The sequence below is a fragment of the Kitasatospora sp. NPDC002040 genome, from assembly GCF_040296785.1.
GTDB lineage: Bacteria > Actinomycetota > Actinomycetes > Streptomycetales > Streptomycetaceae > Kitasatospora.
Window position 1 is genome coordinate 16707 of sequence record NZ_JBEOXV010000001.1, and the last position, 15409, is coordinate 32115.

The following is a 15409-nucleotide window of genomic DNA, read 5'->3' on the forward strand; positions in this document are numbered from 1 at the left end:
AGGCCCTAGGAGCTGTGCGGCTGCTCCTTCTGCAGGGACGGCTGCTCGGGCAGCCAGTCCGCCTCGGGGAGCTCGTACTCCTGGTACGTGCGCTCCTCCCGCAGCCGGCGCGCCTGGCCGAGCACGAAGACGTCCGGGGCCTGGTCCAGCACGCCGCCGGACGGGTCGTCACTGCCGTCCCAGCGGACCGGGTCCAGCTCGGGCCGGAGGATGTCGCGCACCACCAGGTAGCAGAGGTACAGGGTGCCGAGCAGGTGCAGCACGATCGCCAGGTGGTACCAGTCCTGGCCGATGCCGTGCTGCTTGGCGTCACCGGTGAAAGCCAGGTAGGACCAGACCCCGAGGAAGTACAGCACCTCGCAGGCCTGCCAGATCAGGAAGTCCCGCCAGCGCGGCCGGGCCAGCGCGGCGAGCGGGATCAGCCAGAGCACGTACTGCGGCGAGTACACCTTGTTGGTCAGGATGAACGCGGCCACCACCAGGAACGCCAGCTGGGCGAAGCGCGGGCGGCGCGGGGCGGAGAGCGCCAGCCAGCAGATCGCCAGGCAGCTCGCGACCAGCAGGCCGCCGATCCAGGTGTTCAGCGTCTCCAGCTGCTTGCCGCGGTCCTGCATGAGGATCAGCCAGAACGAGCCGAAGTCCTCCTTGCGGGTCTGGCTGAAGGTGTAGAAGGTGGCCCAGCCCTTCCAGTTGGCCGCCATCACCGGCACGTTGACCAGCAGCCAGGCGCCGACCGCGCCGCCGGTGGCGGCCCAGAAGGCGCGCCAGCGGCCGGCCCGCCAGCAGAGCACCAGCAGCGGGCCGAGCAGCAGGAAGGGGTAGAGCTTGGCCGCGGTGGCCAGGCCGATGAAGACACCGGCCCAGACCGGGCGGCGGCCGGACCAGTAGGCCATCGCGACGGCGCAGAAGGCGACCGCCAGCAGGTCCCAGTTGATGGTGAAGTTCAGCGCCAGGGCGGGGGCCAGCGCGAACAGCAGCGCGTCCCAGGGGCGGCGGCGGTGGGTCCGGGTGAGCGCCACCACGACGACCACCGCGCAGACCATCAGCATCCCGGCGTTGATCAGCCAGAACAGCTGCTCGCGGGTCTCGGTGCTGCCGTCGCCGGGCGTCAGCCAGGCCGCCACCTGCATGAACAGACCGGTCAGCACCGGGTACTCGAGGTACTGCATGTCCGGGCTGGGCTGCGGCAGCATGTCGACGTACGGCGTCAGCCCGGCGGCGAAGCCGCGCCAGGTGTACAGGTGCGGGATGTCGCTGTAACAGGCGTGGGTGTACTGGGTGGTGGCGCCGCGGAACCAGCCGCCGTCGTAGCAGGGCAGCTTCTGCACCATGCCCAGCACGCAGACCACGATCACCGCGATGGCCAGGAAGCGGGCCGGGATCCACCAGTTGACGCCGAGCAGGGCCCGGCGGCCGGGCGGGCCGCCGAACAGCTCGCTGCCCGCGGCGGAGACCGGGTCCTCGTCCGCAGGGACGACCACCGTGTGGGGCAGCGGCCCGTCGGGGCCTTCCTCCGGCAGCGTGGCCGTGCTGCCGTTCTCGTCACGAGCGCTCGACGTCATGGCGGACATGATGCCGCACCGATCCGGTTCGCAGCAGGTGCCCCCGCCATCCGGTTCCGAACGCACCGGTGGCGGCCCTCCGGGGAGGGCCGCCACCGGTGCTGCCGATCCTGCGTCAGTTCGCGTTGTTGGGCGCGACGCCGTTGGCCGGATCGCTGGTGGGCGGCGTCCCGGTGCCCGTCGCCGTCCCGGTCGGCTTGGGCGGCTTGGTCCTGGTCGAGGACGGCGAGCCGCTCGGGCAGAACGCCGGGATCAGGCACGACTCGGTCGAGCTCGGCGAGTTGGACGGCGAGGCCGGCGCGCTCGGGGTGAGCGACGGGACGGTCGGCGCGATCGTGGTCGGGTCGGGGACCGGTACGGTCGCGCTCGCCGAGGCGGAGGCCGAGGCGGTCGCCGGGGCGCCCGAGGAGTCGACCTGCTCGCCGATCTCGCCCGGCTTCGGGAAGGTCTCCTTCGGCTGGCCGTTCAGGATCGCCTTCATGTAGCGGGTGAAGATGTCGGTCGGGAAGTCACCACCGTGGATCTCGTCCTTGCCCGCGGTGCCGGACAGCGTCATCAGACCGGGCGTGCCCGCCTTCTCCCGCCACATGCCGACCGAGGTGACCAGCGAGGGGGTGTAGCCGACCCACCAGGCCGACCTGCCGCCGTCGGTGGTGCCGGTCTTGCCGGCCACCGGTCGGCCGAGCTCGTTGGTCTTGCTTCCGGTGCCGCTCTTGGCCACGGTCTGCAGCACGTCGGTGACGTTGTCGGCGACGGCCTCCTCCAGCACCTGCTTGGGCGCCGGCTTGACGATGGTCTTCAGCTCGACGCCGTTCTTGACCACCTTGCTGACCGAGTACGGGTCGGTCTGCTGGCCGCGGGCGGCGAACACCGAGTAGGCCGAGGCCATCCGGATCGCGCTGGGCGTGGAGGTGCCGAGCGGGAAGGTGGTGGTCGAGGGGTCGGTCAGGCCGTTGTTCAGGCCCATCGCCTTGGCCAGGTCGCCCACCGTCTTGCCGCCGACGTCCTGGCCGAGCTGCACGAACGGGACGTTGTAGGAGTTCCGCATCGCCTCCCGCAGCGAGACGTAGCCCGGCTTCGACCGGCCGCTGTTCTTCTGGTGGTAGGGCTTGCCGTCCTCCAGCACCGGGGAACCGTCCGGCTTGTGGATCTCCGCCATGTCGTCGGCGAGGTAGCGGCTCTCCGCGTTGATCCGCTTGGGCTTGCCGTCGTTGCCGGTCTCGGTCTGCACACCGGTCTGCATCGCGGCGGCCAGCACGATCGGCTTGAAGGTCGAGCCGACCGGGATGCCCGAGGTGTTGGCGTTGTTGGTGTGGTGGCCCTCCTCGACGCCCTGGCCGCCGTAGATGGCCAGGATCGCGCCGTCGTTGGGCAGCACGGTGGCCGCGCCGATCTGGACGTCCTGGTCCTTCTCCCGCTTGTCCGGCTTCAGGGTGTCGGCCCGGAAGTCGTCCACCGCCTTCTTGAGCGCGTCCACCTTGTCCTTCTGGAAGGTGGTGTGGATCTGGAAGCCGCCCTTGTCGAGCACCGCCTGCGTGACGCTGGTGTCCTTGGCCATCAGGTACGCGTCCGCCATCTCGACCATGTAGCTGACCTGGCCGTTCATGCTGGGCGAGGCCTTCTTGGTGATCGGCATCGGGAACTCGGCGCAGCCGGCCCGCTGTTCCTTGGTGATCGCGCCGGTGGTCACCATCCGGTCGAGCACCTCGTTCCAGCGCTTGACCGCCCGGTCCTTGTTCGCGGGGACGGCGGGGTCGTACAGGGCCGCGCCCTTGAGCAGGCCGGCCAGGAAGGCGCTCTGGCACAGGTTCAGGTTCTTGGCGTCGACGCCGTAGTACGCCTGGGCGGCGGCCTGGGCACCGGTGGCACCGCGGCCGAACCAGCTGGTGTTCAGGTAGCCGGTGAGGATCTTCTCCTTGCCGTCCTCCTGGTTCACCTTGAGGGTGATGAAGAGCTCCCGGACCTTGCGGCTGAGGGTCTGCTCCTGGCTCAGGTAGGCGTTCTTGACGTACTGCTGGGTGATGGTCGAACCACCCTGGGTCTCGCCGCCGGTGGCCATGTTGTAGACCGCCCGCCCGATGCCCTTGGGGTCGATGCCGGAGTCGGTCCAGAAGCTCGCGTTCTCGGTCGAGATGGCCGCGTTCTGCAGGTCCTTGCTGATGTCGCCGAGCTCGACCACCTGCCGGTTGTTGTCGCCCTGGCGGGTCATCTCGGTGTTGTCGGCCCAGTAGTAGATGTTGTTCTGGGTCTGCACGATCTTGTTGAGGTCGGGGATCGGCGTCATCGCGTACGCGATCCCGACCGCCGCCACCCCGCCCGCGAAGAACACCAGGAAGGTGGTGAACTGCAGCTTCCAGGACGGGATCCAGCGCCAGAGGCCGGTCTTGCCGAAGCGCGGGTAGTCGATGAACCGCTTCTTGGCCGGCTTGCCGTTCCGCCCGGTCGGGGGCGCACCGGCACCGCCGCGGCGGCCTCCGCCGTCGCCACCGCTGCCCGCGCCGCCGCCGCCCTTCCGGCGCAGCTCGGCCCGGGTCGGCCGGGGCTGCTGGGCGGTGGGCCGGCCACCGGACGGGCGCTCGCCCGTGCGACCGTACGACGGCGCGCCCTCCGGCGGGCTGCCGTAGGCGTACGGGCGTCCACCGTCGGCCTGGCGGCCCGACGGTTCCTCGCCGCCCGGGTTGGGCGACCTCCGGCGGTGTTCGCTCATCTTCCAGCCACTCCTCGGTCCTCGCGCACGGCCGACAGCCCGTGCACACGCGACAGAGTACGCAGCCGAAATTCGCTACTAATCGGGCATCAGGTATCAACTGCCGCATAACGGCGCCAGATCATTACATGCCCGTTGCCAACCCGGCCCCGGACAGCCCTTGACGCGGGCTCGGCTCCGTCGTCCCGACATCCTGTGATCACATTCACCCGAGTCGCTCTTGCCCGTTCCGTGACCCAGGTTTACTGTTCTCGATATATCGAGCCGATACATCGGAGCGACATAACGCACCGGCATAGCCGGCGGAGGGAGGCGAACGGCAGTGAGCAGGCGCTCGGGAGTGCTGGAGTTCGCCGTCCTCGGCCTGCTGCACGACGCCCCGATGCACGGGTACGAGCTGCGCAAGCGGCTCAACGTGCTGCTCGGCTCGTTCCGTGCGTTCTCCTACGGCACGCTCTACCCCTGCCTGAAGAGCCTGGTCGCCCAGGGCTTCCTGGTCGAGGACAACCCGGACACCGAGTACGTCCCCGCCACCGCGCTCAACGGCAAGCGGTCGAAGATCGTCTACCGGCTCTCGGCCGAGGGCAAGCAGCGCTTCGAGGAGCTGCTCGCCGACTCGGGCCCGGACGCCTGGGAGGACGAGCACTTCGGGGTGCACTTCGCCTTCTTCGGTCAGACCGACCGGGCCGTGCGGATGCGCGTCCTGGAGGGCCGCCGCAGCCGGCTGGAGGAGCGGCTGGAGCGGATGCGAAGCTCGATCGCCCGCACCCGCGAGCGGTTCGACGACTACACCCTCGAACTGCAGCGGCACGGTCTCGAATCGGTGGAGCGCGAGGTCCGCTGGCTCAACGAGCTGATCGAGACCGAGCGGGCCAACCGGACCGGACGACCCGCAGCCGGTGACACCAGTACTTCGGACGGCCGTGGCCAGGAGGCCGGGTCCTCGGACCCGCCGAGGCCACCGCACGACCGCCCGGGGCGTTCCTAGCGGAACGCTGACCTCGCCGCGACCCTCCACAGTGTGCGCGGCGGGACTGGGCGCGACGCGCCCGCCAGAGAACAGAAGTTGAGCGAGAACCGCCCGGAAGGGCGGGCCTCATGATTCAAAGGGAGCAACCGGAATGGGTTCGGTTCGCGTAGCCATCGTGGGCGTCGGCAACTGTGCCGCGTCGCTGGTTCAGGGTGTCGAGTACTACAAGGACGCCGACCCCGCCGGCAAGGTCCCCGGGCTGATGCACGTGCAGTTCGGCGACTACCACGTCCGTGACGTCGAGTTCGTCGCCGCGTTCGACGTCGACGCCAAGAAGGTCGGCTTCGACCTCGCCGACGCCATCGGCGCCAGCGAGAACAACACCATCAAGATCTGCGACGTGCCGCCGACCGGCGTCACCGTCCAGCGCGGTCACACCCTCGACGGTCTCGGCAAGTACTACCTCGAGACCATCGAGCAGTCGGACGAGGCCCCGGTCGACGTCGTGCAGGTCCTGAAGGACCGCCAGGTCGACGTCCTGGTCTGCTACCTGCCGGTCGGTTCCGAGCAGGCGGCCAAGTTCTACGCCCAGTGCGCCATCGACGCCAAGGTCGGCTTCGTCAACGCCCTCCCGGTGTTCATCGCCGGCACCAAGGAGTGGGCGGACAAGTTCACCGAGGCCGGCGTGCCGATCGTCGGCGACGACATCAAGTCGCAGGTCGGCGCGACCATCACGCACCGCGTGATGGCGAAGCTCTTCGAGGACCGCGGTGTCCTGCTGGAGCGCACCATGCAGCTGAACGTCGGCGGCAACATGGACTTCAAGAACATGCTCGAGCGGGACCGCCTCGAGTCCAAGAAGATCTCGAAGACCCAGGCCGTCACCTCCCAGGTCCGCGACCGCGAGCTGGGTGCGAAGAACGTGCACATCGGCCCGTCGGACTACGTCGCGTGGCTCGACGACCGCAAGTGGGCGTACGTCCGCCTCGAGGGCCGCGCCTTCGGCGACGTCCCGCTGAACCTCGAGTACAAGCTCGAGGTCTGGGACTCGCCGAACTCGGCCGGTGTCATCATCGACGCCGTCCGCGCCGCGAAGATCGCGCTGGACCGGGGCATCGGTGGCCCGATCCTGTCGGCGTCCTCGTACTTCATGAAGTCCCCGCCGGTGCAGTACTTCGACGACGAGGCCCGCGACAACGTGGAGAAGTTCATCCGCGGCGAGGTCGAGCGCTGAAGCCTCTGAGCTGACGCACTGTGGGGCCCTGACCACCGGTCAGGGCCCCACAGCCCTTTCCGCGATGCCCCGCCGCTCCGGTCGGGCCATGTTTCACGTGAAACAACGGCGCCGGACGTGGCACCCTTGGCGAGTGGCTCAGACGGGGAACGGCGGCAACTCACTCACCGGCCTGCTCCGGGCTGCCGATTTCCGGCGACTGCTCACGGCCCGGGTGCTCTCCCAGCTCTCCGACGGGGTGTTCCAGGTCTCGCTGGCCTCGTACGTGATCTTCTCGCCCGAACGGCAGTCCAGCCCGGCCGACATCGCCTCGCTGCTGGTGGTGCTGCTGCTGCCGTTCTCGGTGATCGGCCCGTTCGCCGGGGTGCTGCTCGACCGCTGGCGCCGCCGGCAGGTGCTCTACCTCGGCAACCTGGCCCGGTGCGGGCTCGGCCTGGTGACCGGCGCCCTGCTGCTGGCCCGGGTGCCGGACTGGCTCTTCCTCGGCGCCGCCCTGCTGGTCACCGCGCTCAACCGGTTCATCCTGGCCGGCCTCTCCGCCGCCCTCCCCCGGGTGGTCGACCGACCGGACCAGCTGGTCACCGCCAACGCCCTCTCCCCCACCCTCGGCACGGTCGCCGCGGCCTGCGGCGGCGGCCTCGGCTTCGTGGTCCACCTGATCCTGCCGCCGGGGCCCCACGCCGACGCGCTGCTGGTCACCATCGCTGCACTGCTCTACCTCAGCGCCGCCCTGACCGCCCTCCGGATGGCCCCGGACCTGCTCGGCCCGGACCACCACCCCGACCGGCCGCCACTGCGCCGCGCCCTGGCCCTGGCCGGACGTGAACTCGGCAACGGCATAAGGCACTTGGTCTGGGACTGCCGCCCGGCCGCGCATGCGCTGGCCGCCATCACCGCCGCCCGGTTCTGCTACGGGATCCTGGTGGTCGTGGTGCTGATGCTCTCCCGGTACACCTTCAACGACCCCGCCGACAGCGCAGCCGGCCTCACCACCCTCGGCCAGGCGGTCGCCGTCTCCGCCGTCGGCTTCTTCCTCGCCGCCGTGATCAGCCCCTGGTGCACCCGCCGCCTCGGCCTCTCCGGCTGGCTCACCACCTGCGCCGCCAGTGCGGCGGTCTTCGTCCCCGCCCTCGGCCTGACCTTCTCCTTCGCCCCCAGCATGGCCGCCGCCCTGCTGCTCGGCCTGGTCACCCAGAGCATCAAGATCTGCGCCGACACCGTCGTCCAGGAGTCCGTCGAGGACGCCTTCCGCGGCCGGATCTTCGCCATCTACGACGTCCTCTTCAACCTCGCCTTCGTCGGCGCCGCCCTCGTCACCGCCCTCGTCCTCCCCCTCGACGGCCGCTCCGTCCCGCTGATGCTCGGCGTCGCCCTGGTCTACGCCGCCACCGCCGCCCTCTACGCCCGCGCCGCCCGCCGCTCCCCCGTCGTCCTGGCCTGACGCCCCTCGTCGATCGCCCCTCGAACGGCCGGGGGTGGGTACTTCCATTACCCACCCCCGGCTCCCTCAACGGGGCGGGGCTAGACCAGCTCGTCCAGCTCCTCCGCCGACGCCCCCTCGTCGATCGCCCGCAGCAGCCTGAGCCGCCGCCGTGCGGTCGCCTTCTCCTCGTCGTCCAGCACCACCCGCTCCAGCCGGTCGACCCGGTCCGCGACCGCGTCGAGCTTCCGGCTGTTCCGGCCGACCTCCAGCGCCAGCGCGTTCAGCAGCGGCACCACGCTGGTCCCGACCACCGCCCGCACCGCGCGCTCGGCCACCCCGGCGACGGCGGCGTCCACCGACCCCTCGGGGTAGCCGAACCGATTGTCCACAACCCCGTCCCCAGGGTTGTCCACAGCCCGCTGCCGGGACTGCTGCTCCAGGTCGAGCAGGTAGCACCGCACCTGACGTGCGGTTTCGCTGTCCCGCAGCAGCATCGCCACGTTCAGCACCGTCTGCCAGCCGAACAGCGCGAGCGACCTCGCCCGCGACTGGATCCCACTGAGTTGCTTGAAGCAACCCAGTTCGTCGCCGGTCAGCACCTGGTAGCCGTTGCCGATCAGCTCCTGCCGGTGGTCGTGGACCACCGCCTTGATCACCGTCTCCCCCACCTCGAAGTACCGCGCCACCGCGTCGGTGGTGACGTGCACCCCGTCCGGCAGGAAGGCCAGCGCCTTCACCCGGTCGAGCACCTCGACCCGCGCCGCCACGGTCGCCCGCATCGTCGGGGACTCCAACAGAACCTCGTCCACAGCCATCGCTGCGTCCTCTCGCTCCGGAGGGGGAAGGCCCCCTCTCGGATCACCCAACATGACGACTCATCAGCAAGTAACACCTAGCTACTCCGACCACTCAATCGTGCGGATTCGCTAAAGCGACACATGTTCACGCGATCTTGCAATCAGATAATTCGGGCAGACGAATCACGGCCGGACGGCCGTTCCGCCTCCCCGGCAGGCCCCGTCCGGCGCTCCGCCCGTCGACCCCGCGGAGCGCCGGAAACCGCTGAGGGGGCGTCCGAAGGAATACCGGACGCCCCCTCAGCTCGTGCTGCTACTGCTGCTCGGCCCACCACTCGCGCAGGGCCGCCTCCGCCACGTCGGGCGCCATCGGCCCGTGCTCCAGGCGGAGTTCGAGCAGGTGCTTGTAGGCCTGGCCGACCTGCGGGCCCGGCTTGAGGCCGAGCAGCTGCATGATCTGGTTGCCGTCCAGCGCCGGGCGGATGGAGTCCAGCTCCTCCTGCTCCTTGAGCTCGGCGATCCGGGTCTCCAGGGAGTCGTACGTCCGGGAGAGGGCGGCGGCCTTCTTCCGGTTGCGGGTGGTGCAGTCGGAGCGGGTCAGCTTGTGCAGCCGCTCCAGCAGCGGGCCGGCGTCGGTGACGTAGCGCCGGACGGCCGAGTCGGTCCACTCGCCGCCGCCGTAGCCGTGGAAGCGCAGGTGGAGCTCGACCAGGGTGGCGACCTCGTCCATCAGGTCCTTGGAGTACTTGAGCTCGCGCATCCGCTTGCGGGTCATCTTCGCGCCGACCACCTCGTGGTGGTGGAACGACACCCGGCCGTCGGACTCGAACCGCCGGGTCCGCGGCTTGCCGATGTCGTGCAGCAGCGCGGCCAGCCGCAGCACCAGGTCGGGCCCGTCCTGCTCCAGTGCGATGGCCTGCTCCAGCACGGTGAGCGAGTGCTCGTAGACGTCCTTGTGCCGGTGGTGCTCGTCGCTCTCCAGGCGCAGCGCGGGGAGTTCGGGCAGCACGTGGTCGGCCAGGCCGGTGTCGACCAGCAGCCGCAGGCCCTTCACCGGGTGCTCGGCCAGCAGCAGCTTGTTGAGCTCGGCCTGGACCCGCTCGGCCGAGACGATGGTGATCCGCTCGGCCATCGCGGTCATCGCGGCGACCACCTCGGGGGCCGGCTCGAAGTCCAGCTGGGCGGCGAACCTGGCGGCCCGCATCATCCGCAGCGGGTCGTCGGAGAAGGACTCCTCGGGCGTGGCGGGGGTGCGCAGCACCCGGGCCTCCAGGTCGTCCAGCCCGTGGTGCGGGTCGACGAAGCCGCGCCCCGGCAGGTCGACGGCCATCGCGTTGACGGTGAAGTCCCGCCGGACCAGGTCCTGTTCGATGCTCTCGCCGTAGGTCACCTCGGGCTTGCGCGAGGTGCGGTCGTACGCCTCGCTCCGGTAGGTGGTGATCTCGATCAGGAACGAGCCGTCCCCGGTGTCCTTGCGGGCGCCGACGGTGCCGAAGGCGATGCCGACGTCCCAGACCGCGTCCGCCCAGCCCTTGACCAGCTTGAGCACCTGCTCGGGGCGGGCGTCGGTGGTGAAGTCGAGGTCGTTGCCGAGCCGGCCGAGCAGCGCGTCCCGGACCGAGCCGCCGACCAGGGCCAGCCGGTACCCGGCGGCCTGGAACCGCCCCGCGATCTCGTCCGCCACCGGGGACACCCGGAGCAGCTCTTGCAGGCCGAGGGCCTGCGCCTCGCTCAGCCCGGGGGCGGCGGCGCGGGCATCGGGGCTGGACGGACTGGCGCTGGACTCATTGACAGTGGACACGGCTCACAAGGGTACGTGCCCTCCCTCCCCTGCCGCCGCCACCTTTTCCCCAGCCTCTCCACCCGTCAGCCCCCGGCCCGCAACACCACCGCGCCACCGGCCTCGTTACCATGCCGGTGGAGAGATCCCGGCCCGGGCCTTCGGCTGCCGCTGCGGTGTCCTCCCTCCAGCCCCGAATCAGTTCCAACTCGATCCAGAACGGCGAGGTCGAAGCGCGTGGTTGAGCCGGTACGGCAGTCGGACCCGCACACGCCGGCCCGGATCCGATCGGGCCGGACGGCCAGACGGCTGGCCGGCCTGGTGGCCCTCGGCGCGGTCCTGCTCGGCGGCATGCCCGCCGCTTCGGCCGCATCCCCCGGCTTCCCCGCCGCCTCCCCCGCCTACCCGGCCACCGTGGCGATCGACTCGGTCGTGCCCATGGTGGCGGTCCCGGGGGGCACGGTCACGGTCACCGGAGTGGTCACCAACACCGGCCGCGGCGAGCTCAAGGACGTGAGCGCCGGCATCCGGCAGCCGTCCGGCGGCCGGCCGCTGTCCACGCGCAGCAGCCTGGACCAGGTCGCCCGCCGCGGTGACCCCGCCAGTGCGGACGGCACCTCGATCGGCTCCAGCCGCAAGGGCGTGGGCAACCTGGCGGCCGGCCAGAGCAGCCCGTTCACCGTCCAGGTGCCGGTCGCCGACCTCAAGCTGGGCAAGAGCGGGGCGTACGAGCTGGCGGTGGACGTGGCCGGCGGCACCCCCGACGACGACTCGTCGCAGACCCTCGGCATCGCCCGGACCTTCCTCCCGTACCGGAACGAGGCGATCGGGCACCCGACCCAGCTCGCCGTGGTCTGGCCGATCACCCACACCCCCGAGCTGGTCGCCCAGACCCTGCAGGACAACGACCGGGTGCCGGTGCTGCGGGACGACAGCCTGGCCACCGAGCTGGCCACCGGCGGGCGGCTCAACCAGCTGGTGCAGACCGGCCGCGAGGTGCCCGGGCTGACCTGGGTGATCGACCCCGACCTGCTGGACACCGTGTTCGCGATGACCAAGCCGTACCGGGTCCAGAAGCCGGGCACGTCCGGGGAGCCCGCGAAGGAGAGCAACACCGTCGCGGGCACCGGCGGCGACGCCGCGACGGAGTGGCTCAAGCAGCTCAAGACCGCGGTGACCGGCGCCGGCAGCCAGGTGGTCGCGCTGCCGTACGCCGACCCCGACCTGGCCTCGATCGCGCACAACGGCGCCGGTCTGGAGGGGATGGCGGCCGCGCTCCGCAAGGCCGGGACGGCCGGGGAGGTGACGGCGGAGGGACGGCTGTCGACCGATGCCCGCTCCGACGTCGCCTGGCCGTACCAGGGCTTCCTGGACCAGCAGATCGCCGCGACCGCCCGGGCGGCGGGCGAGAACCTGGTGCTGACCAGCAGCGCGAGCCTGCCGGACAACTCGCTGAACTACACCCCGAACGCGGCCCGCCCGATCGGCAACGGCCAGACCGCCGTGGTCGGCGACGCCATCCTCTCCGACCTGTTCCAGGCCGACCTCGGCTCCCCGCAGGCCCGGACCGCGGCGGTGCAGCGCTTCCTGGGCGAGAGCCTGGCGATCAACCGTCAGCTCCCGGACACGCCCCGCACCCTGATGGTGCTGCCGCCCCGGGCGCTGAGCGCCGCCTCCGCCACCGCGCTGGCCGAGGCGGTCAACCTCGCGCAGCAGGGCGGCTGGGTCAAGCTGGTGAACCTCCAGACGGTGGTCTCGGCCGCCGCCGACCCGGAGGCCAACACCTCCGTCCCCGGCCCCGGCGACTACCCGCAGCGGCTGCGCGCGGGTGAGCTGTCCGCCGAGTCGCTCGGCCAGGTGATGGCCATTCAGAGCAAGCTGGACCAGCTGCTGTCCATCCTCACCCAGCCGCAGCGGGTGCGCGGCCCGTTCAGCGCCGCGATGGTCCGCTCGATGTCCACCGGGTGGCGGGACCAGGAGCCGGCGGGCGTCACCTACCGGACCGGGGTGCAGGACTACCTGGGCAGCCTGATCGGTGCGGTCAAGCTCCCCGCCAAGAGCGTGGTCACCCTGGCAGGTGACAGCGGCACCGTGCTGGTCAGCGTGAAGAACGACCTCAACCAGGCGGTCGGCAACCTCCGGTTGGAGCTCGTCTCCAGCCAGCCGAACCGCCTCAACGTGGCCGGCCGGCAGGAAGTGGTGCTGGAGGCCGTCACCAGCCAGACACTGAAGTTCTCCGCCCGGGCCCAGAACAACGGCCCGGTGGCGATGACCGCACAGCTGCGGACCAGCAACGGCCAGCAGTACGGCGCCCCGGTGGTCTTCACGGTCGAGGTCACCTCGGTCACCTCCGGCGTGCTGTACGTCATCGGCGGCGGCGTGGTGCTGATCCTGCTGGCCGCCGTCCGCTTCACCTTCCAGCGGCGCAAGCAGGCCGCCGAGCCGGCGGAGCAGCCGGACGGGGAGCCGGGCGGGCCGGAAGGCGCGGAGCAGGAGTCCGGCGCAGCTGCCGCGGAACACGCCCCCGGTGATGAGAAGGTGGGGCACTGAGCCGCCCTCCCCGGGCGACCGTAGCCGAGCAGCGATGAGGTGGCATGAGCGGGCCGCGCGAGGAGCGAGCACAGGGTCGTGAGCAGGGTCGCGCCACCACCGGCCCGGACGGTGCGGCCGAGCAGCCCGCCGACTGGTACCTGGCGGACACCTACGCCCAGGACCCGTACGCCGCCGACCCGTACCCGACCGGGGCCGGGAAGGACCCGTACGGGCTGCGCGCGGCCCCGGCGGTGCCGCAGCAGCAGCCCGCCCAGGACGACCCGCAGACCCTGCACCTGCGGCCACCGCAGCCGGAGGCGCCGGCCGGGCCCGAGCCGGGCCTGACCGCCCCCGTCCCGCGCTGGCCGGCCGTGGCCGCCGCCGCCTCCGACGCACCGTCAGGGGGCGCCGCGGCCGCCGAGACGGTCCGCGAGGAAAGCCGGTGGAACACCGAGACCACCGAGTACGTCGGGGTGGACGCCCTGATGGCGGAGGCCGGGGAGCCCCGCCCGTTCGTCCCGCCGATCGAGTTCGACCCGCCGCTCTCCGAGGCGGAGACGGCCGGCCCCGAGCTCCCGTCCGGCCCGGCCGACGCCGCGCCGGTGGCAGCGGCTGCAGCGACCGCGGCAGCCACGGCGGAGCGGACGGCCGGAGCGGGCAAGGTCTCCAGCCTGGTCAACTCCAGCGCCATCATGGCCGCCGGCACCCTGGTCTCCCGGGGCACCGGCTTCCTGCGCACCATGGTGATCGCCGCCGCGATCGGCGTCGGCACCATGGGCGACTCGTACAACGCCGCCAACACGCTGCCCACCCTCCTGTACATCCTGATCGGCGGCGGCGCGCTGAACGCGGTGTTCGTGCCCCAGCTGGTCCGCGCGATGAAGCAGGACGAGGACGGCGGCACCGCCTACGCCAACCGGCTGCTGACCCTGGTGATGGTCGGCTTGGCCGGGGTGACCTTCCTGGCCGTGCTGGGCGCCCCGCTGCTGGTCCAGCTGATCTCGCACTCGCTGATGCGGGACCCGGCAAGCGCCGACACCACGGTGGCGCTGGCCCGGTACTGCCTGCCGACCATCTTCTTCATGGGCATCCATGTGGTGATGGGTCAGATCCTGAACGCCCGAGGCCGGTTCGGCGCGATGATGTGGACACCGGTCCTCAACAACGTCGTGGTGATCTCCACCTTCGGGATGTACCTCTGGGTCTTCGGCACCTTCCAGCGCACCGAGGTCACCCCCGCCACCATCTCCCCCGAGGGCATCCGGCTGCTCGGCCTGGGCACCCTGATCGGCCTGGCCCTGCAGGCGCTCGCGATGATCCCCTACCTGCGGGCGGCCGAGTTCCGGTTCCGGCCCCGGTTCGACTGGCGCGGCCACGGCCTCGGCAAGGCCGCCCGGCTGGCCAAGTGGACCTTCCTGTTCGTGCTCGCCAACCAGGCCGGCTTCCTGGTGATCACCCAGCTGGCCACCGCCGCCGGCGCGGCCGCGGAGAAGACCGGCCACCTCGGTGTCGGCCTGGCCGCCTACTCCAACGCCCTGCTGATCTGGCAGCTCCCGATGGCCGTGATCACCGTCTCGGTGATGAGCGCGGTGCTCCCCCGGCTCTCCCGCTCGGCCGCCGACGGCGACGCCGGGGCGGTCCGCGACGACCTCTCGTACGGGCTGCGCACCTCGGCGGTGGCGATCGTGCCCGCCGCCTTCGTCTTCCTCTCCCTCGGCCCGGTGATCGGCAGCGCGATCTACGGCCTGGGCAACGGCGGCGCGGTCGCCCACAGCACCACCGCGGTCGGCTACATGCTCTCCGCCTTCGCTCTCGGGCTGATCCCGTACTCGGTCCAGTACGTGCTGCTGCGCGGCTTCTACGCCTACGAGGACACCCGGACGCCGTTCTCCAACACCCTCTGGGTGGCGCTCTGCCAGGCCGCCACCGCGGTGTTCTGCTGGTTCGTGCTGCCGGCCCAGTGGGCGGTCACCGGGATGGCCCTGGGCTACGGCCTCTCCTACGCGGTCGGCGTCGCGGTGGCGGTGCCCAAGCTCAAGGCGAAGGTCGGCGGGCTGGACACCGGCCGGATCGCCAAGACCTACGTCCGGCTGGCGATCGCCTCGCTGCCCGCCGCCGTGCTCGGCCTCGGGGTCAGTCTGCTGCTGAACGACCTGCTCACCGGCCTGATCGGGGACTGGGCCGGTGCCGTGGTCACCGTGCTGGTCGCGGGCGGACTGCAGCTGGCGGTGTTCACCCTGGTCGCCCGCCGGATGCGGATCGAGGAGCTGAACGCGATGATCGGTATGGTGCGCAGCCGACTCGGCCGCTGACCGGGCGTCAGCCCGTATCTTCCGCTCCCTCAGACCGACTGCCGGTCACCGGAGTCGGGCCGGGGCCGTCCCGGCCGGAACGCAACCGGAAC

General features: G+C 71.2%; 9 protein-coding genes. 5 read left to right on the forward strand and 4 right to left on the reverse strand.

The window, feature by feature from the left end:
• Window positions 1-5 precede the first annotated feature (5 nt).
• Both ABT118_RS00090 and ABT118_RS00095 read right to left on the reverse strand, forming a co-directional pair.
• A complete protein-coding gene (locus ABT118_RS00090; RefSeq protein WP_350643855.1) occupies window positions 6-1562 on the reverse strand; it encodes a glycosyltransferase family 87 protein in 1557 nt (518 codons plus the stop codon).
• Between the two features lie 115 nt (window positions 1563-1677).
• Window positions 1678-4269, reverse strand: a complete 2592-nt coding sequence (locus tag ABT118_RS00095; protein ID WP_350643856.1) for a transglycosylase domain-containing protein — start codon at window positions 4267-4269, stop codon at window positions 1678-1680.
• Between the two features lie 322 nt (window positions 4270-4591).
• Here ABT118_RS00095 and ABT118_RS00100 point away from each other — a divergent pair, with 322 nt between their 5' ends.
• The 3 genes from ABT118_RS00100 to ABT118_RS00110 all read left to right on the forward strand — a co-directional run bounded on the left by ABT118_RS00100 (window position 4592) and on the right by ABT118_RS00110 (window position 7914).
• Window positions 4592-5257: a PadR family transcriptional regulator gene (locus ABT118_RS00100; RefSeq protein ID WP_350643857.1), complete on the forward strand. Its 666-nt coding sequence runs from the start codon at window positions 4592-4594 to the stop codon at window positions 5255-5257.
• Window positions 5258-5390: 133 nt separating this feature from the next.
• Complete coding sequence (locus ABT118_RS00105; RefSeq protein WP_350643858.1) at window positions 5391-6473, forward strand: inositol-3-phosphate synthase; 1083 nt, start codon at window positions 5391-5393, stop codon at window positions 6471-6473.
• Between the two features lie 133 nt (window positions 6474-6606).
• A complete protein-coding gene (locus tag ABT118_RS00110; RefSeq protein ID WP_350643859.1) occupies window positions 6607-7914 on the forward strand; it encodes an MFS transporter in 1308 nt (435 codons plus the stop codon).
• Between the two features lie 80 nt (window positions 7915-7994).
• On the opposite strand, the gene ABT118_RS00115 is transcribed toward ABT118_RS00110, so the two are convergent.
• Window positions 7995-8711 (reverse strand): restriction endonuclease, encoded by a 717-nt coding sequence (locus ABT118_RS00115; RefSeq protein ID WP_350643860.1) that lies wholly within the window; start codon window positions 8709-8711, stop codon window positions 7995-7997.
• 295 nt (window positions 8712-9006) lie between these two features.
• Window positions 9007-10428 (reverse strand): CCA tRNA nucleotidyltransferase, encoded by a 1422-nt coding sequence (locus ABT118_RS00120; RefSeq protein ID WP_350645064.1) that lies wholly within the window; start codon window positions 10426-10428, stop codon window positions 9007-9009.
• A gap of 282 nt (window positions 10429-10710) precedes the next feature.
• On the opposite strand from ABT118_RS00120, the gene ABT118_RS00125 reads away from it, so the two are divergent.
• Together ABT118_RS00125 and murJ are read left to right on the forward strand one after the other, a co-directional pair.
• Window positions 10711-13023, forward strand: a complete 2313-nt coding sequence (locus ABT118_RS00125) for a DUF6049 family protein (RefSeq protein WP_350643861.1) — start codon at window positions 10711-10713, stop codon at window positions 13021-13023.
• 44 nt (window positions 13024-13067) lie between these two features.
• Window positions 13068-15317 carry a murein biosynthesis integral membrane protein MurJ gene (gene murJ / locus ABT118_RS00130; RefSeq protein ID WP_350643862.1) on the forward strand — a complete coding sequence of 750 codons (2250 nt, stop codon included), beginning with the start codon at window positions 13068-13070 and terminating at the stop codon, window positions 15315-15317.
• Window positions 15318-15409 lie beyond the last annotated feature (92 nt).

Coding starts and splice junctions, on each gene's coding strand:
- ABT118_RS00090 (WP_350643855.1), bottom strand. CDS start 1,562: ATGACGTCGAGCGCTCGTGACGAGAACGGCAGCACGGCCACGCTGCCG.
- ABT118_RS00095 (WP_350643856.1), bottom strand. CDS start 4,269: ATGAGCGAACACCGCCGGAGGTCGCCCAACCCGGGCGGCGAGGAACCG.
- ABT118_RS00105 (WP_350643858.1), top strand. CDS start 5,391: ATGGGTTCGGTTCGCGTAGCCATCGTGGGCGTCGGCAACTGTGCCGCG.
- ABT118_RS00115 (WP_350643860.1), bottom strand. CDS start 8,711: ATGGCTGTGGACGAGGTTCTGTTGGAGTCCCCGACGATGCGGGCGACC.
- murJ (WP_350643862.1), top strand. CDS start 13,068: ATGAGCGGGCCGCGCGAGGAGCGAGCACAGGGTCGTGAGCAGGGTCGC.